This window comes from Elizabethkingia argenteiflava (assembly GCF_009904105.1).
GTDB classification, from domain to species: domain Bacteria; phylum Bacteroidota; class Bacteroidia; order Flavobacteriales; family Weeksellaceae; genus Elizabethkingia; species Elizabethkingia argenteiflava.
This window is the reverse complement of the sequence record NZ_JAAABJ010000247.1, coordinates 1-23,371: the sequence shown is the minus strand read 5'-3', so window position 1 is coordinate 23,371 and position 23,371 is coordinate 1. Positions and strand designations below refer to the sequence as shown.

Here is a 23,371-nt window from a genome sequence, read left to right as displayed (position 1 = left end):
TATCGAATTCTTTCAAAATACTGGAAATCTGATTCGCACTGAATTGTTTCTTTTTCATAATATATAATCCTAAATTTAAACTTTTTGTCTAAATTATAGTCGTACTATTTATGGGGGAGTTTACAAAGGCAAAAAGAAACTTATTGAACGAAAAGTAGACCGGTGGGTTTTCAACGTACAAAATTCTATAGCAGCTACCGGAGGGGATGCATTGGACGTTTTAAGAATTGCCCCCAGTATAAGGGTACAAAACGACCAAATCTCCATGATGGGGAAGAGTAGTATATCGGTAATGGTTGATGACAGGCAGATACTCCTCTCGGGAGAGGATATGATTAATTTTCTAAAAAATATAAAGTTAGACAATATTAAAAGTATTGAAGTTATTACCAATCCTCCTGCTAAATATGAGACAGAAGGCAATAGTGGAATAGTCGATATAAAGCTAAAAAAGGCGAGAGCGAACAGTTGGAGCAATACGACGAGGACGAGTTATATACAAGCCATTTACCCTTCATTTTCCATAGGAAATAGCTTTAGTTATCAGAAAAATAAGCTGAGTTTGTTGTTTGATATATCGGTAAGCCCTTATACAAGGATCTATACCAACGAAAGCAAATATGACTATCCTAAAGAATATTGGAAAAACAATATTTATAATAAAGCTCGTATTCATCCTATAAGTGGTCTCCTCAATTTGGGATATGACGTATCAAAAAATTTACGTATCGGTTTTCAGTATTTGGGCAATATGAGTCATCTTAAAAAAGACAAAATAGGAACAGCAAATGCCTATAATAGAGGGGTGGGGGATTTAAAGAAGCTTATACAAACCACAGCGGATTATTACAATCATTCTTTCAATGGAAATCTGCTCAAAAAACTGGATACTCTGGGCAAGCAGTTGAGCTTAGATGTGGATTATTTTGCTTATAAAGCAGATCGGAATAACCTTCTAAATGCCGAATACAAAAGCTACCTTTGGGCTGTTTCTAAAAAAGAATATATAGAAAACCTCAATCTGCAAAAGATCAATAATTTTTCGACTAAAATTGATTTCGATATGCTTTATGAATGGGCTAGACTCTCTTTTGGAGGAAATCCTGCACGTTGGTATTTAACAGCCAATTCCTACGAAGAGGGAAACCCTTTTTTACAGCCTTCGTTTACCAGCGATGTAGAAGTCTCTCATACGTATTCCAAGACTAGAGAAGGATTTGGACAGTTGATCCTTCATGATCTACAAAATGATATCCAAAGCTTTATAGGAAAAAATTACTACGATTATGACAACTTTGTATGTTCGGAATATATTCAACATGCTGTTTTTGCTTGGTGGCGAGCCAGCGCAGAAGCTTCCATATACTATAGTGAAACCAAAGCTTACTCGGAATACCTGAACCCTCAATATTATGAATATAACTAACAGCTATACTTATTGGAGCAATATTCAATAAGTCCTATAATATATATTATGTTAAATAAAATATAAGTAAGGATGGTAATCGCCTGTTAATGAGTCCATGGATAAATTTACTGATGCCTATAAAAAAAGATCCAAAAAAAATGATTATATTAGGAAACTAAAATATTACTATGTTTCACTATCCCATTCATAGCATTCCAGATTACTACTTTCTTGACGATGTATTGACAAATGAGCATAAGCTAATCCGCCAATCTGCTCGCGAATGGGTAAATAGTTTTATTATTCCACAGATCGATCATGCGGCTCAGCAGCATCAGGAAATTCCACATCTAATGAAAGAACTCGGTAAAATCGGTGCATTGGGCCCTGATATCCCTGAGGCTTATGGTGGTGCAGGATTGGATCAGATTTCCTATGGGCTCATTATGCAGGAGCTGGAACGAGGAGATTCGGCTGTACGCTCGGCTGCATCAGTACAATCATCTTTGGTCATGTATCCCATATACCAATATGGCTCGGAAGTACAAAAAAGAAAATATTTACCCTTATTGGCCAGTGGAGAACTCATTGGATCCTTTGGATTAACAGAGCCCAATCACGGCTCGGATCCTGCAAATATGGAAACTCATTTCAAAGATATGGGTAATTACGTTTTACTAAATGGAGCCAAAATGTGGATTACCAATGCCCCTCTATGCGATATAGCTGTGGTATGGGCAAGAGCTGAAGATGCTAAAGTAAAAGGCTTGATCGTAGAACGTGGTATGCAGGGATTTAGTACTCCCGAGACGCTGAACAAATGGTCTTTACGCGCTTCTAAGACAGGAGAATTGGTCTTTAGAGATGTAAAAGTTCCTAAAGAGAATATACTCCCCCATAGCAGTGGATTAAAGAGTCCTCTCTCCTGCCTTACTTCTGCGCGATATGGTATTTCCTGGGGAGTGATCGGTGCTGCAATAGATTGTTATTGTACTGCATTACAATATGCCAAAGAACGTGTTCAATTTGGCAAACCCATTGCTTCTTATCAGTTGCAACAAAAAAAATTAGCCGAGTTTTTAACCGAAATTACAAAAGCACAGTTGTTATCTTGGCGCTTAGGTATCTTGAAAAATGAAGGCAGGGCTACTCCTGCTCAGGTTTCTATGGCCAAGCGGAACAATGTAAAAATGGCCATAGATATTGCGCGCGAATCCCGACAAATATTAGGAGGAATGGGGATTATGGGGGACTTCCCTATGATGCGTCATGCGGCGAATTTAGAATCTGTTATCACCTATGAAGGCACCCACGATGTGCATTTACTCATCACTGGAAACGATATTACAGGCATCAATGCTTTTTAAATAATAAAACCAAATTAATATTGAAAAAATATATTGTATAATGTTAAAATTATATAATGTTTTAAAATATTCTATAAATGATAAATGTTATGTATAATCGTTGTTATGAATATAGATTGAGAGAGACGTGATCAGATAATGAAGAACCATAGTTTAGCTCATTTTCTTTTTCATGCTATAAAAAGTGTTTATTCAAAAAATATCATATTTATCATACTGAGGAGATTTTGAGGGGATCTATTTTGGAAAGAAAAATGCGGGTAAATAAAGTTCTAAATAATTACAGTAATTCCGTACAAAAAACAGAACAGAAACCCTACAATAGTATAAAAATAAATATTTATTTTAGTAGGCTTTTTTCCTTAATAAAAAATTATCTATGGATTAAATTTCCATATTCATCTACAGAGATATTAATGGTACTCGTACCTTGTTTAGTTAAATAAATCACCCCCCAAATTAATAACCAGAAAAAACAAGTTACTATAGTCAAAATTAAATGTAGGGTATGATTGATGGCCTCACCATTGCGATAAAGAATAGCTGTAAATGTAATATCATTTTATATCCTTTACAAGCATAATATGAAATAATATTTGACAATTTCTCTGCTCTTTTAGAATCGGTGATTTTTTCCATCTTGTTTTTTTCAATTTAAATATAAAAATTTATTAGTTAAACCCATCGTGAATTTATAAATTTACCAAAGGAAATTACTATTATGCAAAAGGAGAATATTCAAAAGCTATCGTTAATGAACTAAAAAAAGATAAAAATTTACAGAAATTTACAATTGCTGCAATTGCTGATAAAGCAGGCTATAATAATACAGAATCTTTTACAAATGCATTTAAAAAAATGACAGATACGTTGCCTTCTTATTTTATAAAAGCGCTACAAGAAGATAATAATTAGCAAAGTATTATTGTTGACTATCAGTTTCTCACAATTAAAGGCTTTCAATTGAAAGTCTTTTGTGCTTTCCGGAGGTCTATTAACGTTAATGTAATAGGCCTCCGGATTGTTAAAGCTATTTTTGTAGCCCCATGAGGAATCGAACCTCAACCTAAAGAACCGGAATCTTTAATTCTATCCATTAAACTATAGGGCCTATTTGCGGACTGCAAAAGTAAGCACTTATTCTGACATTTTCAATTATTTTGCCTAAAATTCTAACTTAACACCGCCAAGTATCTGGGCTCCCATAACTTTATATCCCAAATAGCTCTGATAGGACTTTCCTAGTAGATTATTCCCCATTGCAAAGAGACTTATATTTTTATGAATTTTATATTCTGCAAAAAGATTTAGATCTGCATATCCTGCTACTTTTTTATGGGTAACCTCATTCGTTGTATAGGTTTCTAAATCAGGTGTAGCCAACTCGGGATAAAAAGCATTTGCCTTTCTGTCTGTCACCAATATACCTTTAAAGCCAAAATCTAGCTTTTTGTTCAATAAGGAATATTTTGCACCTAAAGTCGTCTGAATAATAGGTTTGTAAAAAGCATGATCAAAATTTTTCAAAGCATAGCTCATATATTTAAACTCACCAGATAGATTCAGATTCTCAAGAGGAAAATAGGCTACACTAATACTCACATCACTGAGATTTCCATGATCATAAAACGTGCTAAAAGTATTAAGATAGTCATAAGTAGGTCTCAAATCTCCACTGTTAAAAGAAAAAAGGTTATTAGAGCGATAGAACAGGATATTGTTTAACTTGCTATAGCCCCCATGAATATCATACTTGAAGTTTTGCTCTATATCTCCCTTTACTCCAAAATAAAGATGATATTTAGTTTCTGTAGGGCGAAGCAAAAGGTCAGACACCAAGAAAGGATTATCATGAAGAAGATCCGAATAAGTATTGAGTTTTATTCCTCCATTTACTCCTGCATAAAATTTCACTTCATCTTTTGGAGCGATTAAAAGTTCGGCTGTGGGAAACCAATGCCATTTGCTCTCAGTGCTTTTATCGCTAGATAAGCTTTGATATTGTGAGCTTAATACTGTAAAACGTGAGCCTATTTTCAGATAATGATTCCCCTTAAAAAGAGTAAATTCCGGTGTAAAATTAGCCGTAAAATGCCTGGATTCATTCTTTTTCAATAAATCAAACTGGGTATTAACGCCCTGAATCCCCACCCCCATATTGGTATTCAATTTTATTTCTTTTTCAAAACTTATTTGAAAATCATGTTTAGAGAGGTTAAGGTTTAAGTCATAGTAATTTTCCTTACTATTGAAATGATCTTTTGTAAAAGACGTCTTCAATCGGATATCATTTAAATAATGATTCGCATAAAAATCATAATAAGCATTCACTCCCACTTTGGTAAAGTTCTGTTTAAGTTCTGCCTGAGCCTTAGGCTGAATAACCTTCTGATAGTTACCATAATAATTGAAACCATTAAGCTCCAGGCCGGTATCTATATTAAGCTTACCTTTGGTTCCATAGGAATTTAGAAACACGTGTGCTTCCGTCGTTTGTTGTTTAGAATTCCAGGTATAGTCTTTTTTCAGACCACTCGTATCAATATGGTGTACATCTGCTCCCACTTCCAAATTGGGCTTTAATTGACCCGACACATTCCCATCGAATAAAAATTTACCATAGTTACCATATCCTATTTGAAAATAATTACGATGCGAATCAGCCTTAAATTGGGGGGAAATATCTTCTCCCGCAATAGTGGATGTCTTAAAATCGGATACTATAGGGATATTCGTAATTTTATATCTTAGGGAATCTTTACCTTTTGGAGGGTAATTTTTTTCAGCAGCAATAGAAGTTTTCTTTTTCTCGATTTTCTTGACTTCTGGCTCTCTATTCCGATTCAAAATGAGTTTTTCTTCTTTAATCTGCGCATGGACATTCGATACTCCTCCCCAGCCTAAAATGCCGATAATCGTTATATATTGAATCTGTTTTTTCATAATTTTATTTCTAATATCTACCCGATAAAGAGAGATCATATATGAATTTAAAAGTCTTATTTTTTAATTTGAGATTTCACTTGTTTTGCTTCAGTTACTACATCTGGAAAATCACTATAATGGGCAATAATCTGATCTACAGTATAGGAGGCCTGATACTTATCTCTTAATCCTAAATAATTTTTAGCCATTACCACCAGCGACTTTGCTCCCCAATATTCTTCAGAAGCATAATTATTGGATAATCTGAAAACGGTCTCATTAGAAGATTTAAAAGCTTTCGCTTTATTTTGATAATAGGCTTTGGCATATAAAGCCTCGGCTGCTACTTGGGGATTAGAAGATTTTTCTAAAGCTGCATAAGCTTTTTTTGCTTCAGCCTCATGACCGCGTTTCATAAGACTTCTGGCTTTAATGGTCTGTGCTTGTTCTCTTACAGATGCTGAATTTTTAGAATTCCCCAATACCTGATCTGCATATGCTTCTGCTTGATTAAAATCATTGGCATCTACCGAAATCTTCATCATCTCAATAAGCGCATAATTTCTAATACTTACATTAGATGAAGCTACTAAATTTTGAAGGTGTTTTTTAGCCTCTGTCCGATTATTATTTTTTAAATAAATTTGGGATAACCTTACCTGCGCATCTTCCTGATAATCATTTGAAGCATTAGCGACTTCCCCTAATATCAGCATCGCTTTAATATTGCTTTTATTTTGATAATAGCTCTCGCCTAACTCATATTTCGCCTGATAAAGCTTACTTCCCATAGGATTTTGGGTGAGGTACCTTTCATAATAAGGAATAGCCGCTTTATAGTTCTTAGCAGCATACAACTTTTGGGCTGTAGTCAGATTAATTTCATCCAGCTCATTAGCACTTACTTTTACCCCTAACGAAGAAGCAAAATTTTGATAACCTTCCGTATCTCCATTTTTAAGATATAAAGCTTTTGCACCCAAAAGCACTTTTTCAACATATGAGGTTCCCTTATAGGTGTTTCCAAGTGTTCTAAACTCTTCCATGGCTTTTTCGGACTGTCCCAAATCGGCATAATTCTGCGCCCTATAAATAGAAGCATTGGCAACCAAATTCTTATCTGAAGAAGTTTTAATAAGCTTATCAAAATATTCATTGGCTTCTTTATATTTACCTACCGATGAATACGCTACTCCTAATTCATATAGGGCATCATCTACATATTCACTGTCTTTATAATTTTCAATAAGCTTTTTCAAACTTGAAATTTTAGCTTCCAGATTTCCTTTAAAACCTAAGGACATCGCCTTTTGAAACTGGGTATAGTCGGTGGCGTCTACATTTTTATCATAGATAGCAATAGCATCATTCAGTTCGTTATTTGCATAATAAGTATCGGCTAAACGAAGCTCTGCATCGTTTTTAAATTCAGGTTTAGGATTTTGTAGGTATAATTTAAAATAATGTTGAGCTTCTTTAAATTTTTTATTTTTAAAATAGGCATAGGCCAAATCATAAGGAAGTTGTTGTTTTTCTTCAAAATCTAACGCAGAATGATACAATTTCTGCAAAGTTTCTGTTGTAGATTCATAATCTCCCATTTGATATTGGCTCTGCCCCATCCAATATTCAGATCTGGCCTTTAGATCTTTATGATAATTATATTTTGCAGCATATTCAAAAAGCGTCTCCGCCTCTGTATAATCCCCCTTATTAAAAGCTTCTGTACCTAGGAGAAAAGATGCTTGCTGTTCAATGCTCACCATTTCAGGCGACTGCTCACCTAGTTTTTTAATGGCTGAAAGCGTTTCTTTATAGTTTCCAGAGTATAAATAAGATTTTACCAGCAGATTTCTCATCTCCTGAATATTGGCCGCGTTCGGATACTGGGCTATATAAGCTTGAAGAACCTGAGAATTCGACTCAAAAGGATTCCCTATATCGTAACCTATTTTAGCATACTGCTCGTAGGCCAATTGCTGAACTTTAATATCATAACTCATGCGAGAAGCTGCACGAAAAGCCGTCAGGGCTTCTCGCTTCTTGCCTACCTCTAGATAAGCATTTCCGAGTTGATAGTAAGCATTTTGTGCCAATGCGGACTGTGAACTGATAAGCTGATTATAATAATTTACCGCTTCATCGTATTTATGCAGTTGTGCCGCTACAAATCCCATCTCGTAAAGATCACTCTCTGAAGGAGAAGTTTTGCTATCCAGATAGGTCTTAAGATAAGGATAGGCCGTAGCATAGTTTTTTTTCATAAAATAAGATTCTCCTATAATCTTATTAACTTCCATCCTGTATTCTTTGGAGATCCCTTCGTGCAATAATGATTTCCCTTCCTCAATAGCTTTATCATAGTTCTTCTCATTAAAATAGAGTTGCACATAGTAAGGTTTTACTGTTTTAGCGTATTTAAAATCGTTTTTAATACGATCGAAATATTGGAACGCTTTTTTTCTATCACCCTCTGCATACTGTAAATGCCCCAACATATAGGCAATATCGTTTTTACTCTCGCGATCTGCATTTTTATAAGCTTCATCCAAGGCTTCAATTGCGCCTTGAGTATCCCCGGTCATAAATTTAGCATAACCTAGTTTGAGGATATACTGTGTATTTTCCTCTTTAGTAAGATTATACTGATTGACTTTTTTAAGACTTGCCAAAGCTTTAGCAAAATCCTTTTTAGCTAAATAGTAGTCTGCTAACGGAGCATTAGCCAATGCGAAATAAGCACTCTTAGGATATTCTTTAGTAAAAGCTTCCAGTCCCTCCTCGGAGTGGCTTTTATTAAGGATAACGCCGATAATATTATCATAAAACAGGGATGCTTCCCGCTTGGCCCCTTCAGGATTCTGATAAAAATACTGACGGGCAAATTCATATTGTGCGGCGGTATAAATTTTATGCTGGTAAAGCTTTTCAGCTAAAGATATTCTATATTCTTCTCTATTTTTAAAGAAAGCTGATTGTTGGGCGAATATAGGAGCTACAGCTCCAAAAAGCCCTGCATAAATGAGGATGTTTTTCGGACTCATTAATCAAAATAACTATAGTTGTTAAACGATTTTTATACAACGATAAATTCACTAGATTTATTGCCGTATGCTATAATGAGGTAAAAGTACTAAAAACTTAATAATTGTAACACAAGATGAGAATTTAAAAAGATTTAGGCCTTATAAAAAAACATCTACTTTTATACGGGGCTGTAGATATTTTATTTGAAAAATTAAAATAATATTCATTTCCACTCAACTTATTTACTTTATTTATTTTATTTTTGTGCCCTTTAAAATATATATTAAATCATGAGTAAACTATTCAGGAGAAAACCATACAGTACATCCAATCGCACACCGCTTAACCGGGTTTTAGGACTATGGGATATCGTATTCTTCGGAATTGCTGCCATTATTGGTGCCGGTAGCTTTAGCAGTTTGGGCGAGGCCATATTTCGGGCCGGACCGGGTGTTATTATCCTCTATATTATATGTGGGTTTGCGTGCGCCTTTACGGCTCTTTGTTACGCTGAATTTGCCAGTCGTATTCCTACAGCAGGAAGCGCCTATACCTACGCCTATGCCTCTTTTGGTGAATTAATAGCATGGATTATCGGATGGGCTTTAATTATGGAATACAGTTTTGGTAATATTTACGTGGCTTTTTCCTGGTCCAATTATTTTACTTCGTTTTTAGATAGAATAGGCTGGCATATTCCAGATAACCTCACCTGTAGCTATAGCGAAGCTTATAAAGCCGTATTACACCATTCTGCAAATGCCAAACTCTTAAATGCATGGAAAATAGCCCCTGTGATAGGTAATTTTAAATTGATATTGGATCTTCCTGCACTGGTAATTAATGGGCTGATTACATGGTTGTGTTACATCGGTATTAAGGAAAGTAAGAATTTCAATAATTTGCTTGTAATCGTTAAATTAGCTGTAATTATCTTGGTAATATTCATTGGAATCGCCTATGTGAACACCGGCAACTGGTTTCCTACCAATCCTCATACAAAAATACAATCTTTTATGCCCAATGGCTTTGTAGGAGTGATGTCGGCGGTCAGTGGGGTGTTTTTTGCATATATTGGATTTGATGCGCTGAGTATTTTAGCAGAGGAAACTAAAAATCCACAAAAAAACCTACCCAAAGGGATGATCATCTCGCTGATCCTGTGTACTATAATTTACATTTTCCTTACCCTTATCTTAACCGGAATGGTAGATTATACCAAATTTGACGGTATCGGCGATCCGCTTTCTTTTATCTTTGCAAAAGAAAACGCTAATCTTCCATGGATGGAATTTATCGTTTCCTTTGTTGCTGTTATCGCCATTACAACAGTATTATTGGTCTTCCAAATGGGACAGCCTAGAATATGGATGGCTATGAGCCGAGATGGTCTTTTGCCCCAAAAATTTCAGCAAATTCACCCCAAGCGAAAGACCCCCTCTTTTGCAACCATTATAACAGGTATTGTCGTGGGGGTTCCTATCTTATTTACCGATAAAACTTTTATTTTAGATTTCACCAGTATAGGAACCATTTTCGCTTTTGCATTAGTATGCGGAGGCGTGATGCTGATGCCTAAAAGAGAAAAAATAAAAGGCAAATTCTCTCTTCCCTATATCAATGGGAAATATGCATTTCCCATAATTTTTATAGGGGGATTGATAACTTTTTACCTATGGATTCCTCATTTTTTCAATACCCTACTCGACTGGTCCGATCAAAAAGAAGGAGAATTTAGGATTTCAATTTTCTTTTTCATTGTCATCAATCTGATTCTTTGTGTCTTAGCTTTTGTTAAAAATCTATCGCTTATTCCACTAATAGGCCTATGTTCCTGCTTATATCTTCTAACAGGTATGAATCATGAAAACTGGTATTGGTTTGGTATATGGTTCCTGATAGGAATTATCATTTACTTTGTCTATGGATATCGAAACAGCAAAATGAATAAGAAACATGAACAACTGGTTTAATAATAGGTTTAATGATGAAGAGGGAAACACGGTTTTTCTTCGTGGAAAGGATCATATGGAGTCTTTTATTTCCTCTCGGAAATATGCTCAAAGATTAGAAATTTCTTACCATTTTAATGGAAATCATAAAACCAAACTGCCTAACGAAGCCATGCTTGTTCATCTAGACCAACTGGAGCAAAAGCTAGAACACGAATTTGCCAAAGAAGGCAAAGCGATTCTTGTTCTTTCTTTTACCGGAAACCACAGAAGAACATGGCAGGTGTACAGCACCGATGTCTATGCTAGTATTTTAGCCATCAATAGAGCGATCGATACAGAAGTTCCATTGGATATTGTACACGATACAGATGAAGATTGGCTGTTTTATAAAAATTTTTATTTAAAAGATAATCATAAAAGCCAGCAATAACCAAAACGCTATAAAGCAGTCTAAGTTTGGAAGTCGGGTCCCGTTTGGTGTTGGATTAAAAACAACGAAGTTAGCTTACTCAATACGTGCAGATTAATTGATATTTTCGCGTAAATCATTTATAATGTAGTTTAAACAATTCATTAGGAAATGAGGAAAAGATCGATATTCAGGTTGTTTTGCTTGAACAAAAACGAACCGAAAAAGAATGGCCACCTACATGCTATGCGGCGGATTGGTATTCATCGAATACCCACAAATTAGATAAAATCGGTGTACGCAATAAGATTTATGCTAATATACTTAAAAAGACGAGGGCGCTATTACTATCTGAAAGAAAGTAAAGCCCTCGCTTCTTTATGTTTTACTCACCATGATAAAGGTGTAACTAATTCCGGACCCCATTTCTGTTAATTGAATCGCTATCATCATGTTTATCAGATGTTTTGGCTTTCAAACAAGAAAAAATTCTTTTCTGTGTTTTTATAGGATATATCAAATCTTTTTTTGTAAACAGTTTTTTTATACCATTTTGAATGTGATGATCTTTATTCTTACCTTTTTTAAAAAAGTCCTGTCCAGAAACCATATTAAAAAATACTTTCCTATATTATTAACTTCAGGGTTGTTAGAGTATGTAATCACTTGAGATGTTGCTGCACAAACTGACCTAATTTAATTTTCTGATTTTCTTCAAGAAAAGACTCTCTTGAGCAACTAATAATAATGAAGGATGACAATAAAAAGAGTATGTTTATTCTAACCGCAATTCAACTTCTTCTACAAAACCGTTTGTTAATGACTGCTCATGTATCCTCTCAAAATTGGGGATGTATATCCATCATAGGATGATTACATCAAATCTATTTTTTGGCGGCTATCATCATATGAGGACTAAAGGAAATAAGATTTTTATCGTTCTCCGTTATTTTAAGTAGCTCCATTAGAATTTTTTGTTTTGAAGGATTCGATTGAGATTCGAAATAATTTTTATCTAACCAAATAAAACCTTCAACGGCAAAAATATCCAAAAATTCAAAACTGCATTCTTCTACTTCTTTTATCAAATCCTCTTGTTTATAATAGTAACCATGAGACAGTATTCCTGGCATATTTTTAGGAGCATCGTGAATACCACTGGTTAACTCTTCTCGGCACATGCTGAAAAACTCGCTATGCCCGATCACTCCTTGTATTAAGGCAACAATGGTTGAGGCTGTGTAGTTTATTGCAAATCCAAGCAGAATCCCTCCAGGTTTCAACACACGCCTAGCTTCTTTTAAACAATCATTGCGCTTCTTTTCATCTTGAAGATGATACAAGGGCCCATGCAAAATAACTATATCAGCAAAATTATTTTCAAACTTTAAGTTTCCTGCCTCGCCTTGAATGCATTCAAACTTCGCTTTTTTAGCTCTTTTTTGAGCTTGCTTAATATGCTTTAATACGGGCTCTACTAAATAAACCGTATGCCCATTTTTTGCCATCCACTCGGAGTAGATACCAGGTCCGCCGCCAACATCCAACACAATAGATGGCTTTTGAGAAATAAATCGACTAATTAGATTTTTGTTTCTTTCGAACTCGAGCGGTCCAAGTCCTATCTGAAGCCTAGTTTCTTCAGAAGTCTTCGAATAAAAATCATCTATTCCTTTCTGAATTAAAATTCTGCTTTTCATATTAAACTATTTAAAATCAAACGTGTAATGGATAAATAAAATTAATATCTTTCATTATAAAAAGACTACTTAACGTAAATAGAGTAATCTTAAAGAATCGCAGAAATAAAACTACTAAAATCATTTTTCTTTTTTATTCCCTAAATGCACAATAGGTTAAGATCATATATTTCCCCAACTTTCCTGAAGGTTTCAGAAGAGCTCATGCAAAGGGATAGCCCTTATCTTGCAACACAAAGCCTACAAGGTGTTATCAATCAGGATAAGGCTTTTTCAAGATGATACAGAAGCAAAAAATATGTAGAATGGGAAAAGAATTCCTAACTCAGAGTTTGGAAAAAGTAAATCTGCATCGTCGTATTATATTGAATTTACATCTTTGGATAAAACAAATATAGCCGCGCTGTCTTTCCACAGTGGCTATTGACTTTCTAGCATCTCACTTTAGAACACCTCCATACTTCTATAGTATCTCATTTATTTATGAGCTGCTTTTGACTTAGATCTTTTTATTAAAAAAATAGAAGAAATTATTTTTTGATTTCTAAAATATTTTTATATTTGTCTCAATGAATATAAATACTACTCATACAAACTGGTGGTGGCTTTCCAAATCTATGTCGGATCTGGCCACTATCTCCATGTATTGAAAAAATATATAATAAATTAGAGAAAGTACTGTGACTTCGGCATTTATGTCGAAGTTTTTTTTGTTTTTTACTCAGAACCATAACCTATGAACTTGCACCCTAAAATTCGGATCAACACAAAGTATAAAAATTATCTCGGAGACCTCTATACCCCCATAGGTATCTACCTCCGGCTTCGCGATCGCTACCGAGATACGATATTATTGGAAAGTGCAGGAAATCAAAGTGCGGAAAATAACTTTTCCTTTATCGGCGTAAATGCTATTGCGGGTATTGAGATGAAAGGTAGCCAAGAAATAGAGATTAAATTTCCAAATGAAAATCCTAAGCAGTATAGTTTAAAAAATACCCAATTAACGGATATACTCGAACAATTTTCAGCATGTTTTATACCAGAGACCTCTCCTCATCCTTTAGTATCTGTAGCACAAGGTTTATATGGTTATATCAGCTATGAGGCGATTCAGTTCTTCAATAATTTAAAATGTAAGCCGCCCACGCCAGAAACTTCCATACCCCTGATGCGTTACAGGTTATATCAGTATGTGATTGCAATTAATCATTTTAATGATGAAATGAGCATTTTTGAAAATAAAATAAAAGGAGTCGAATCTGATTTTTCCCGTCTGGAAAGCTTTATTCATCAAAAAAATGCACCTGTATACCCTTTTGAAATTAAGGGAGAGGAGCGCTCTAATCTGACCGACGAAGAGATGGCCGAATTAATTGAAATTGCTAAAAAGCACACCCGCAGAGGCGACGTATTTCAGCTGGTGCTCAGCAGGCGTTTTGAGCAAGGATTTACTGGCGACGAACTAAATGTCTATCGCGCGCTGAGAAACATTAACCCCTCTCCTTATCTATTCTATTTTGATTACGGTGACTACAAGATTTTTGGATCCAGTCCCGAAAGTCAGTTGATTATCAAAAATAAAACCGCCGTTATCCACCCTATTGCAGGTACCTTTAAACGTACCGAAAATATAGAAGCCGATTTGGCTGCCGCCGAGTCCCTGCGAAACGATCCTAAAGAAAATGCTGAGCATACCATGTTGGTTGATCTGGCAAGAAATGATTTGAGCATATTGGGCAAGAATACCCGGGTCTCTAAATTAAAGGAAATTCACTTCTTCTCTCATGTTATCCATATGGTAAGCGAAGTGGCTGCAGATGTAGAACCTGGCACCAATACTTTTGAAATGATAGGCACTACCTTTCCTCAAGGAACCCTCAGTGGCGCTCCGAAATACATGGCCCTAAAGCTCATTGATCAATATGAAAAAACCTCAAGAAGTTATTATGGTGGCTGTATTGGCTTTGTGGGCTTTAATGGAGATTGTAATCAAGCCATTATGATCCGTACCTTCCTCAGCAAGCGTAATACACTTTACTATCAAGCGGGTGCCGGAATTGTAGCAAAATCCGATACGCAAAGTGAAGTACAGGAAATTAAAAATAAACTCAATGCCTTAAAATCCGCATTGGAAAAAGCAACAAAAATAAAATAATACCCTCATGAAAATTTTGGTCTTAGATAATTATGACAGTTTTACCTATAATCTGGTTCAGATGATAGAAAATATCCTGGATCAAGGTGTAGATGTCTTTAGAAACAACGAAATCTCTTTAGAGGAAGTAGATCGATATGACAAAATTATATTATCTCCTGGTCCTGGTATTCCTGCTGAAGCTGGAATTCTCTTGGAGCTGGTTCAAAAATATGCCTCTAAAAAGGATATTTTAGGGGTTTGCCTAGGGCAACAAGCTATTGCTGAAAGTTTTGGAGGGAAATTAATCAACCTTACGGAAATCTATCACGGTGTGGCCACAGAAGTTAAAATACTCAAAAAAAATGCTTTGCTCTTCAAAGACCTCCCTCCTGCTTTTGAAGCAGGAAGATACCATAGCTGGGCGGTCTCCGATGAAAACTTTCCCGAAGCATTAGAGATTACCGCCGTAGATAATAAAGGAATGATCATGGCCTTACAGCATAAAATTTATAATACCCATGCTGTGCAGTTTCACCCGGAAAGTATATTAACCCCGTTAGGAGAAAAAATTTTAAGCAACTTTTTGTTAAACTAAGCCAGAGATGAAAAATATTTTACAATACCTCTTTGAACACCATAGCCTTTCTCGTGCAGAAGCCCAAGTGATCCTATCAGAAATTGCCCAAAATCGATATAACGAAAATGAAGTAACCGCTTTTCTATCGGTTTTTCTTATGCGCTCCATCACATTAGCAGAAATCGAAGGCTTCCAGCAGGCTTTATTGCAGTTGGCGGTACCTATAGATTTGGGGACCCACGATTTAGTGGATATCGTAGGTACGGGAGGAGACGGGAAAAATACTTTCAATATATCCACCTTAGCCAGTTTTATAGTAGCTGGAACAGGTCAAAAAGTAGCAAAACACGGTAACTATGGAGTATCCTCAATAAGCGGTTCCTCGACGGTATTGGAACAACTGGGATACACTTTTAAAGATAATACCCAGGATCTAAAAAAAGATCTCAAAAGGGCAAATATATGCTTTATACACGCTCCTCTATTTCATCCTACTCTCAGGAACCTTGCTCCTCTCCGCCAAAACTTAGGTATTAGAACATTCTTTAATATTTTGGGGCCTCTAGTAAATCCGGCAAAACCCAGCTATACTATGATGGGGGTTTACAATGCCGAAATTGCACGCCTGTATCAGTACCTCCTTCAAAAACAAAATAAAAAATTTATGTTGGTACATGCTTTAGATGGATATGATGAAATCAGTCTTACCCAGGAAACAAAAATATACTCCGAAAAAGGTGAAGCGATCTATTCAGCAGCAGATTTTCATTTCAGCAATATCCAGCCACATAAGCTTTTTGCAGGCCAGACCCCTCAAGAAGCCGCCACTATATTCCTAAACATTCTTAAAGGTGAGGGAAGCTATGAACAAAATGCAGTGGTCCTAGCCAATGCGGCGATGGCCTTGAAAAATACAGGAAAATACGGAAGCTATTCCGACTGTCTGAAAATCAGCAAGGAGAGCCTTGAAAGCGGAAAAGCCTTACAATGTCTCAATAATTTAAACCATTCATGATATGACTATTTTAGAGAAAATTGTAATCCAAAAAAAACAGGAAATAGAAATCCTCAAGAAAACGATCGGAATAGAAGAATTAAAGCTTCAAGCTTTTTTCTCTCGTAAGACTTATTCATTAAAAAAAAGTATACAAGAAAAAAATGGAATTATTGCCGAATTTAAAAGAAAGTCACCCTCTAAAGGGGTAATCAGTGAAATCCAGCAACCTTTATCTGTAGTTTCCTCTTACGAAAAATTTGGAGCCCGGGGCATTTCCATCTTAACAGATACTCCTTTTTTCGGGGGCTCAAAAGAAGATATTTTAAGCGTACGAGAGGCTATAAACATTCCTATTCTACGCAAAGATTTTATGGTGGATGCGTATCAATTTTATGAAGCAAAAGCAATGGGAGCAGATGTAGTCTTGCTCATTGCTGCTTGCCTATCGCCGGCTCAGGTTTTAGAATTTACTGATTTAGCCCACTCCCTACAGTTGGAAGTTCTGTTGGAAATCCATACTGAAGAAGAATTGAAACACTTTAATCCTAACGTGGATCTCGTAGGGATCAACAATCGCAACCTAAAAGATTTTAAAGTAGATTTACAACATTCCGTGAATCTAAAAAACAGACTTCCAAAAGATATTCTAACTGTTGCCGAAAGTGGAATTTACAAGCTTGAAGATTTTAAATTTCTAAAAAACAAGGGATTTAATGCTTTCTTAATGGGAGAGTTTTTTATGAAACACGCACAACCAGGAAAGCAATTTGAAATCTTCTCTTCTGATATCGCCGCCCTCTAATCTATAAACCTAGTTCTATGAAATTCAGATACGCAAGACATACCTCCAATTTGCAAATAATAAAGCAGTTTTACACCCACATATTGGGGCTTGAAGTTTTGGGTGTTTTTGAAGATCATGAGGGCTATGAGGGTTTATTTCTGGGAAAAAAAAATGAAAATTGGCATTTGGAATTTACTGCCTCCCTCACAACACCCAAGCACTTTCCAGCTGCCGATGATCTACTGGTGTTCTATCCTGAAAGTACACAAGAGTTGAACCTCATCTCCGAGAGGATTACCACCTCAAAGATCACGCGATTCACACCTCAAAATCCCTATTGGGAAAAAAAGGCAATCTACATTAAGGATCCCGATGGATATGGTGTTATCATCGTAAAAAAAACGGTGGAACCACCAGTGGGGCTTTCCACGCTCAGATTAAAAGTCTGTGGCCTCGTTCTATTGAATCAGGTTCAGGAGCTACAAGGACTAAATATTGATTTTTTAGGCTTTATATTTTATCCCGCATCTCCTAGATATGCACTGCATCATTTGAGTACAGAAGATATTGCAGCTATTGATCACAAAGGAAAAGTGGGTGTTTTCGTGAACGAAGCATTAGAAAAAGTGGTTGAAATGGCCCAAAAAGCCAAACTCAGCTATCTGCAGTTGCATGGTGATGAAAACCAAGATTTCCTACAAAATTTAAGAATCTATTTACCGAGGATAAAAATAATAAAGACTTTTAGGATCGGTGCAAATCCAAATATAAAAAGAATTCAAAAGCTCATTGAAAACTTTGAAGATGACTTGGACTATATTCTTTTCGATACAGATACAGAATCCTATGGAGGATCTGGGCAGTTATTTGACTGGGGGATCCTAGACCAGCTCCACATCCACAAACCTTATTTATTAGGTGGGGGGATTTCGTTGGAAAATATAAGTGCTATTCAGTCTTTAAAAATTAAACCTTCTGCTCTGGACATCAATTCAAAATTTGAATACCAGCCAGGCAACAAAAATTTAGACTTAATTAAAGAATTTATTCAACGTTATAAACAGCTAAAATGAAATATAAAAATCCTGATAGCTTTGGATATTATGGTGATTTCGGAGGTGCTTTTATCCCCGAGATGCTCTATCCCAATATCAAAGAACTGGAAGATCATTATCTAGATATTCTCTACAGTGAAGATTTTCAAAAAGAGTACAAATTATTACTTAAAGATTATGTGGGAAGAGCGACCCCTCTTTATTTTGCTAAAAATTTAAGCCAGAAGTATGGAGCCCAGATTTATCTTAAGCGAGAAGATCTCAATCATACCGGTGCCCATAAAATCAACAATGCATTGGGACAGGCGCTCTTAGCAAAACGTTTAGGGAAAACGAGAATTATCGCTGAAACGGGTGCGGGACAGCATGGTGTTGCAACTGCTACAGCTTGTGCACTGCTGCAGTTGGAATGCATTGTTTACATGGGGGAAACCGATATGGCTCGACAGGCGCCGAATGTTGCCAGGATGAAAATGTTAGGTGCAAAGGTAGTCGCTGTAAAATCGGGGAGTAAAACCCTAAAAGATGCTGTAAATGAAGCCTTGAGGGATTGGATTAACCACGCTAGCACCACGCACTATATTATCGGGAGTGTGGTAGGCCCCCACCCTTTCCCCGATATGGTAGCCAGATTTCAAAGTGTTATCAGCGAAGAGATAAAAGACCAATTACAAAAAGATAGGGGACGTGAGTATCCAGACTACGTAATCGCTTGCGTGGGGGGTGGTAGTAATGCGGCAGGCGCTTTCTATCATTTTGTAGAAGAATCAGGTGTGGGGCTTATCGCAGCCGAAGCGGGTGGATTAGGTAAGACATCCAAAGCGAGTGCTGCTACTACTTTTCTTGGTAGTTTAGGGATCTTGCATGGAAGTCAAAGTCTTGTGATGCAAACCGAGGACGGACAGGTTATAGAGCCCTACAGTATCTCAGCAGGATTAGATTATCCGGGTATAGGTCCCTTTCATGCAAATTTATTTCAAAAAAAGAGGGCGGAATTTTTCAGTATTAATGATGAGGAAGCTCTGGAAGCAGCCTTTACCCTCACCCGATTAGAAGGTATTATACCTGCTCTGGAATCAGCCCATGCGCTGGCTATATTGAACCAAAGGAAATTCGATAGAAATAATATCATTGTCATCTGCCTAAGTGGCCGTGGTGATAAGGATATGGAGACTTATTTAAAAATGTTTAACGACTAACAGTATTTATCTGACTCAAAAAATGAAAAAACTGAATATATATTTTACGGCTGGTATTCCTCAGTTGGAAGACACCCCTTCTATTCTAAAAATCATCCAATCCTCAGGTGCCGATATGATAGAAGTAGGCATCCCCTATAGTGATCCCATAGCGGATGGCCCCATTATACAGAGAGCCGATGAGTTGGCATTAGAGAATGGGATGAATATGGTATTGCTTTTCGAGCAATTGAAAAGCATAAAAAGTATGATTAGCATTCCTATTCTCCTGATGGGGTACTTTAATCCTATTCTGAAATTTGGATTTGAAAGATTTTGTCAACAATGTCAGCAGTCCTGTATTTCCGGATTAATCATCCCCGATTTACCTCCTGTGGAATTTGAAAGAAAGTATCAAGAAATTTTACAACGCTATGGCATTCAATTTACTTTTCTGGTAACCCCTGAAACCACAGATGAAAGAATCCACTATTTGGATCGTCTCAGTTCTGGTTTTCTATACGCGGTAAGCAGTTCTTCTACTACGGGTAGTAATCAAGAAATTGATAACGACATTTACTTTAAACGCCTAAAATCCCTGAAGCTTAAAAATCCAATTTTAATCGGTTTCAGTATTAAAAATAAAAGAGATTTTGATCAGGTGTGCCAATATGCCGAGGGTGCTATTATAGGCTCAGCTTTTGTCAAGCTACTCTTAGATGAGCCCGACTGGGAAGCCAAAGCAGCAGATTTTGTAAAATCTATTAAAGCTTGAGCACTTCCTCATATATATGCATCAGATCTTCGGCAATTTGTTTTTCGTGAAATTTCTGAACGAACCGGAAAGATTTTTCTGCCCGACGTTTACCTTCCTCCGGATTGCCCCAGAGGTGTAAAATTTTGGATTTAATATCTTCAATGTTAAAAGGATCTATATATAAGCTATGAGGGCCTCCTGCCTCCGGAAGACAGCTTAAATGGCTCGTAATCACAGGTGTTTTGGAAAAAATAGCCTCAATGATGGGAATGCCAAAACCCTCATATAAACTGGGATAGATAAATACTTCGGCTAATCTATAGATATGGGCGAGTTCCAACATGTTTACATTTTTTAGGAAGTGGATCTGCTCCCCCATCTTATGCTGTTTTATAAACTTATAGATGCGCTGGGTGTAAGCAGTGCTTTTGCCTACAATGACCAGGTGGATGTCTGTACCCTCAAGTGCTTTTACGACAGAAAAAATATTTTTTCTTTCTTCAATACTTCCTACATTGAGTATAAATCTTTTCGGAAGCCCCAATCGTTCTCGTGTATGCTCTATTTCTTCTGCTGAAAAAGACTGCTTAAAGGCAGTGTGACAGGTTTGATAAATGACGCGTATTTTAGACTCTGGAGTTTTAAAATAAGTGATAAGATCTTGCTTGGTCTGCTCGCTAATGGCGAGCACAAGATCAGCATTACGTGTAGCATTTAAAAACTTCCATCGATGGATATGACGATCGAAAAATGAATAAAATTGAGGATATTTTAGAAATATTAAATCATGTATGGTAACGATTTTTTTTATTTCTTTCTGATTCCACCTCAAGGGAAGTTCTCCCGATAAGCCATGGAAAATAGAGCATCCTTCATTTTGGGCATCTTTCCCCATTTGGGTTTGGCGTCCAAATTTCCCTGGACTTATTTTCTTAAAGACGATATTATGCCTTTCTAAAAGTTTTTGGGCGTTCTGAGAACTGTTCTTAGCAAACATAAGATATTGATGATCTGAAAAAAAATCAGATAATATCCTCACCAAATCTCGCGAATAATTGCCCAATCCGGATGTGTTATGAAAAAAGCGCTTCGCGTCATAGCCTATCTTCATGGGTAAAACTTTTTTAAAAATTCTAAATGTATCCTCATGTTGTTTCAGGCATTGTATAAGCCCATTCGAGTGCTATTAGTATATTTTCTTTTATTGTTCAACGTTTTCTTCAAGCGGCAATCGGATATTTTATTGTTCTTCTACCTTCGACGTAAGGAATAAAAGAAAGATGTTTTTATCAAAAGGCTCATCATCTCAAATAAAACAACATCCGTGTGGAGGTTAAATAATCTCTCACACGGATGTTTTTAATCTAAAATCTATACCGCAACATTATGCTCTCTCAATGCATCATTTAGAGAGGTTTTAAGATCTGTAGAGGCCTTTCTTTTACCTATAATCAATGCACAAGGCACCTGATAGTCTCCTGCTGGAAACTTCTTGGTATAACTACCAGGGATTACCACACTTCTGGCAGGTACCCTCCCCTTTAATTCTACAGGTGTTTCTCCGGTAACATCTATAATTTTGGTAGAAGCGGTTAAAACTACATTTGCGCCCAATACCGCTTCTTTTTCCACATGAACCCCTTCTACAACAATGCAGCGAGAGCCTACGAAACAATTGTCCTCAATAATCACAGGAGCAGCTTGTAGAGGTTCCAGTACTCCACCAATACCCACACCTCCGCTTAAGTGGACATTTTTACCAATCTGGGCGCAGCTGCCTACAGTTGCCCATGTATCCACCATAGTCCCACTATCTACATAGGCTCCAATGTTCACATACGAAGGCATCATAATTACCCCTGGCGCTACAAAGCTACCATGCCTTGCAATAGCGTGCGGAACTACGCGCACTCCTTTCTCTGCGTAATTTTTCTTTAATGGAATTTTATCATGAAACTCAAAAGGCCCTACTTCCACAGTCGACATTTTTTGAATAGGGAAATACATCACTACCGCTTTTTTTACCCATTCATTAACCTTCCAGCCCCCTTCAATAGGTTCTGCAACGCGGAGTTCTCCTGCATCCAACTTTATAATTACTTCGCGAATAATCTCCTGCTGATCAGGATTCTGAAGTAAATCTCTATTTTCCCAAATGTTTTCGATCGTCTCTTGTAAATTCATAATTTGTAGATGAGTTTAATAAATCTAAGGCTACAAATTTAACAAAATTAAAAGAGTCTTCGCGCACTTACATAGGCTTTATTCCAATATTGTTGACGGAGAGAAGAAATGGTTACACCTCTACTGGTAGAGGCATGGATAAAGCTAACCTCGCCGTCAAGAATAGAGTATACAATTCCTACATGAGAAACCCGGGGTCCTTTAGAGGTGGCAAAAAAAAGCAAATCCCCTGGCATTACCTTTTTGATATTGATAGATTTTCCAGCTAGAGACTGATCTTCAGATCTGCGTGGCAAATTTATATGGTGTTGATCAAATACGGTTTTCACAAATCCGGAACAATCCATACCCGATCGGCTAATTCCTCCATATCTGTAAGGCGTACCCATATAATTTTCTGCTGTACGCAAAAGTTTTTTAACCCGTCTGGAATGACTACCTTTAAAATTGGAGTTGAGATTTCTCCATGCATATTCCATATGATGCCCTTGCCCTGAAGAATGCCTTTTATTTAGCACTCTAGAGGAAGAACAGGAAAGCACTAACAAACAAAAAGCGCAAAGGATTACAATTTTTTTTGACATAGTTTAATTAACTTAAGGTAAAGTTATAAAAATAGATTTTATCTCATAGGATAATATATTTTTTAAAAAAGTTTTGTATAAATCAAAAAAAAGTTATAATATTGCACCTCAAAATGGGGGATTGGCGCAGTTGGCTAGCGCGTTTGACTGGCAGTCAAAAGGTCACGGGTTCGAATCCCGTATTCTCCACAACAGCAAAACCCTCTCCCACAAAGGGTTTGCAGGTTTTTTAAATTTACTTTTTTAGCATTGCGGTTTACAAACGTTAATAAAATCGTTAATAAACTAGAGCAATGAAACGCAGCAAAATTTTACTACCAAATG

At 36.5% G+C, this 23,371-nt stretch carries 17 protein-coding genes and 2 tRNA genes; 12 read left to right on the top strand and 7 right to left on the bottom strand.

Features of this window, described 5'->3' with window-relative positions; translation table 11 throughout:
* The first annotated feature begins 211 nt into the window (after positions 1-211).
* Together GNY06_RS02380 and GNY06_RS02375 are read left to right on the top strand one after the other, a co-directional pair.
* Positions 212-1,426: a Plug domain-containing protein gene (locus GNY06_RS02380; protein WP_166518629.1), complete on the top strand. Its 1,215-nt coding sequence runs from the start codon at positions 212-214 to the stop codon at positions 1,424-1,426.
* 170 nt (positions 1,427-1,596) lie between these two features.
* The gene (locus GNY06_RS02375) at positions 1,597-2,775 is read left to right on the top strand and encodes an acyl-CoA dehydrogenase family protein (RefSeq protein WP_166518628.1); all 1,179 of its coding nucleotides are present in this window, start codon (positions 1,597-1,599) and stop codon (positions 2,773-2,775) included.
* 1,039 nt (positions 2,776-3,814) lie between these two features.
* Here the strand turns inward: GNY06_RS02375 and GNY06_RS02370 are convergent.
* The 3 genes from GNY06_RS02370 to GNY06_RS02360 all read right to left on the bottom strand — a co-directional run bounded on the left by GNY06_RS02370 (position 3,815) and on the right by GNY06_RS02360 (position 8,744).
* Positions 3,815-3,886: transfer RNA gene (locus GNY06_RS02370), tRNA-Arg, on the bottom strand.
* Positions 3,887-3,939: 53 nt separating this feature from the next.
* Positions 3,940-5,718, bottom strand: a complete 1,779-nt coding sequence (locus tag GNY06_RS02365; protein WP_166518627.1) for a TonB-dependent receptor — start codon at positions 5,716-5,718, stop codon at positions 3,940-3,942.
* Between the two features lie 56 nt (positions 5,719-5,774).
* A complete protein-coding gene (locus GNY06_RS02360) occupies positions 5,775-8,744 on the bottom strand; it encodes a tetratricopeptide repeat protein (RefSeq protein ID WP_166518626.1) in 2,970 nt (989 codons plus the stop codon).
* Positions 8,745-9,017: 273 nt separating this feature from the next.
* Between GNY06_RS02360 and GNY06_RS02355 the strand changes: the two genes are divergently transcribed.
* Together GNY06_RS02355 and GNY06_RS02350 are read left to right on the top strand one after the other, a co-directional pair.
* Positions 9,018-10,700, top strand: coding sequence for an APC family permease (locus tag GNY06_RS02355; protein WP_166518625.1), 1,683 nt, complete (start codon positions 9,018-9,020; stop codon positions 10,698-10,700).
* A complete protein-coding gene (locus GNY06_RS02350; RefSeq protein ID WP_166518624.1) occupies positions 10,684-11,112 on the top strand; it encodes a DUF695 domain-containing protein in 429 nt (142 codons plus the stop codon). The genes GNY06_RS02355 and GNY06_RS02350 overlap by 17 nt, the downstream gene beginning before the upstream one ends.
* An 863-nt stretch (positions 11,113-11,975) precedes the next feature.
* Here the strand turns inward: GNY06_RS02350 and GNY06_RS02345 are convergent.
* Positions 11,976-12,791, bottom strand: coding sequence for a class I SAM-dependent methyltransferase (locus GNY06_RS02345; RefSeq protein WP_166518623.1), 816 nt, complete (start codon positions 12,789-12,791; stop codon positions 11,976-11,978).
* Positions 12,792-13,527: 736 nt separating this feature from the next.
* Between GNY06_RS02345 and GNY06_RS02340 the strand changes: the two genes are divergently transcribed.
* From GNY06_RS02340 to trpA, 7 genes are read left to right on the top strand one after another with little or no spacing between them, the layout of a single operon-like run.
* Positions 13,528-14,949 carry an anthranilate synthase component I family protein gene (locus GNY06_RS02340; protein WP_166518622.1) on the top strand — a complete coding sequence of 474 codons (1,422 nt, stop codon included), beginning with the start codon at positions 13,528-13,530 and terminating at the stop codon, positions 14,947-14,949.
* 7 nt (positions 14,950-14,956) lie between these two features.
* Positions 14,957-15,526, top strand: a complete 570-nt coding sequence (locus tag GNY06_RS02335; protein WP_166518621.1) for an anthranilate synthase component II — start codon at positions 14,957-14,959, stop codon at positions 15,524-15,526.
* Positions 15,527-15,533: 7 nt separating this feature from the next.
* Positions 15,534-16,523 carry an anthranilate phosphoribosyltransferase gene (gene trpD / locus GNY06_RS02330; RefSeq protein ID WP_166518620.1) on the top strand — a complete coding sequence of 330 codons (990 nt, stop codon included), beginning with the start codon at positions 15,534-15,536 and terminating at the stop codon, positions 16,521-16,523.
* Position 16,524: 1 nt separating this feature from the next.
* Positions 16,525-17,307 (top strand): indole-3-glycerol phosphate synthase TrpC, encoded by a 783-nt coding sequence (trpC, locus tag GNY06_RS02325; protein WP_166518619.1) that lies wholly within the window; start codon positions 16,525-16,527, stop codon positions 17,305-17,307.
* 17 nt (positions 17,308-17,324) lie between these two features.
* On the top strand, positions 17,325-18,362 hold the full coding sequence (trpF, locus tag GNY06_RS14770) for a phosphoribosylanthranilate isomerase (RefSeq protein ID WP_166518618.1): 1,038 nt from the start codon (positions 17,325-17,327) through the stop codon (positions 18,360-18,362).
* On the top strand, positions 18,359-19,543 hold the full coding sequence (trpB, locus tag GNY06_RS02315; protein WP_166518617.1) for a tryptophan synthase subunit beta: 1,185 nt from the start codon (positions 18,359-18,361) through the stop codon (positions 19,541-19,543). Before trpF ends, trpB begins: the two co-directional genes overlap by 4 nt.
* Positions 19,544-19,565: 22 nt before the next feature.
* A complete protein-coding gene (gene trpA, locus GNY06_RS02310; protein WP_166518616.1) occupies positions 19,566-20,297 on the top strand; it encodes a tryptophan synthase subunit alpha in 732 nt (243 codons plus the stop codon).
* Here trpA and GNY06_RS02305 read toward each other — a convergent pair.
* The 3 genes from GNY06_RS02305 to GNY06_RS02295 form a co-directional block, all read right to left on the bottom strand.
* Positions 20,287-21,390, bottom strand: a complete 1,104-nt coding sequence (locus tag GNY06_RS02305; protein ID WP_166518615.1) for a glycosyltransferase family 4 protein — start codon at positions 21,388-21,390, stop codon at positions 20,287-20,289. The two genes, trpA and GNY06_RS02305, sit on opposite strands and share 11 nt — an antisense overlap.
* A 260-nt stretch (positions 21,391-21,650) precedes the next feature.
* On the bottom strand, positions 21,651-22,463 hold the full coding sequence (locus GNY06_RS02300; RefSeq protein ID WP_166518614.1) for a 2,3,4,5-tetrahydropyridine-2,6-dicarboxylate N-succinyltransferase: 813 nt from the start codon (positions 22,461-22,463) through the stop codon (positions 21,651-21,653).
* A 47-nt stretch (positions 22,464-22,510) separates the two neighbouring features.
* Entirely contained in the window at positions 22,511-23,047 is a 537-nt protein-coding gene (locus tag GNY06_RS02295; RefSeq protein WP_166518613.1) for a C40 family peptidase, read from the bottom strand.
* A gap of 115 nt (positions 23,048-23,162) precedes the next feature.
* Here GNY06_RS02295 and GNY06_RS02290 point away from each other — a divergent pair.
* Positions 23,163-23,236 (top strand) — tRNA-Ala (locus GNY06_RS02290).
* The last annotated feature ends 135 nt before the right edge of the window (positions 23,237-23,371 follow it).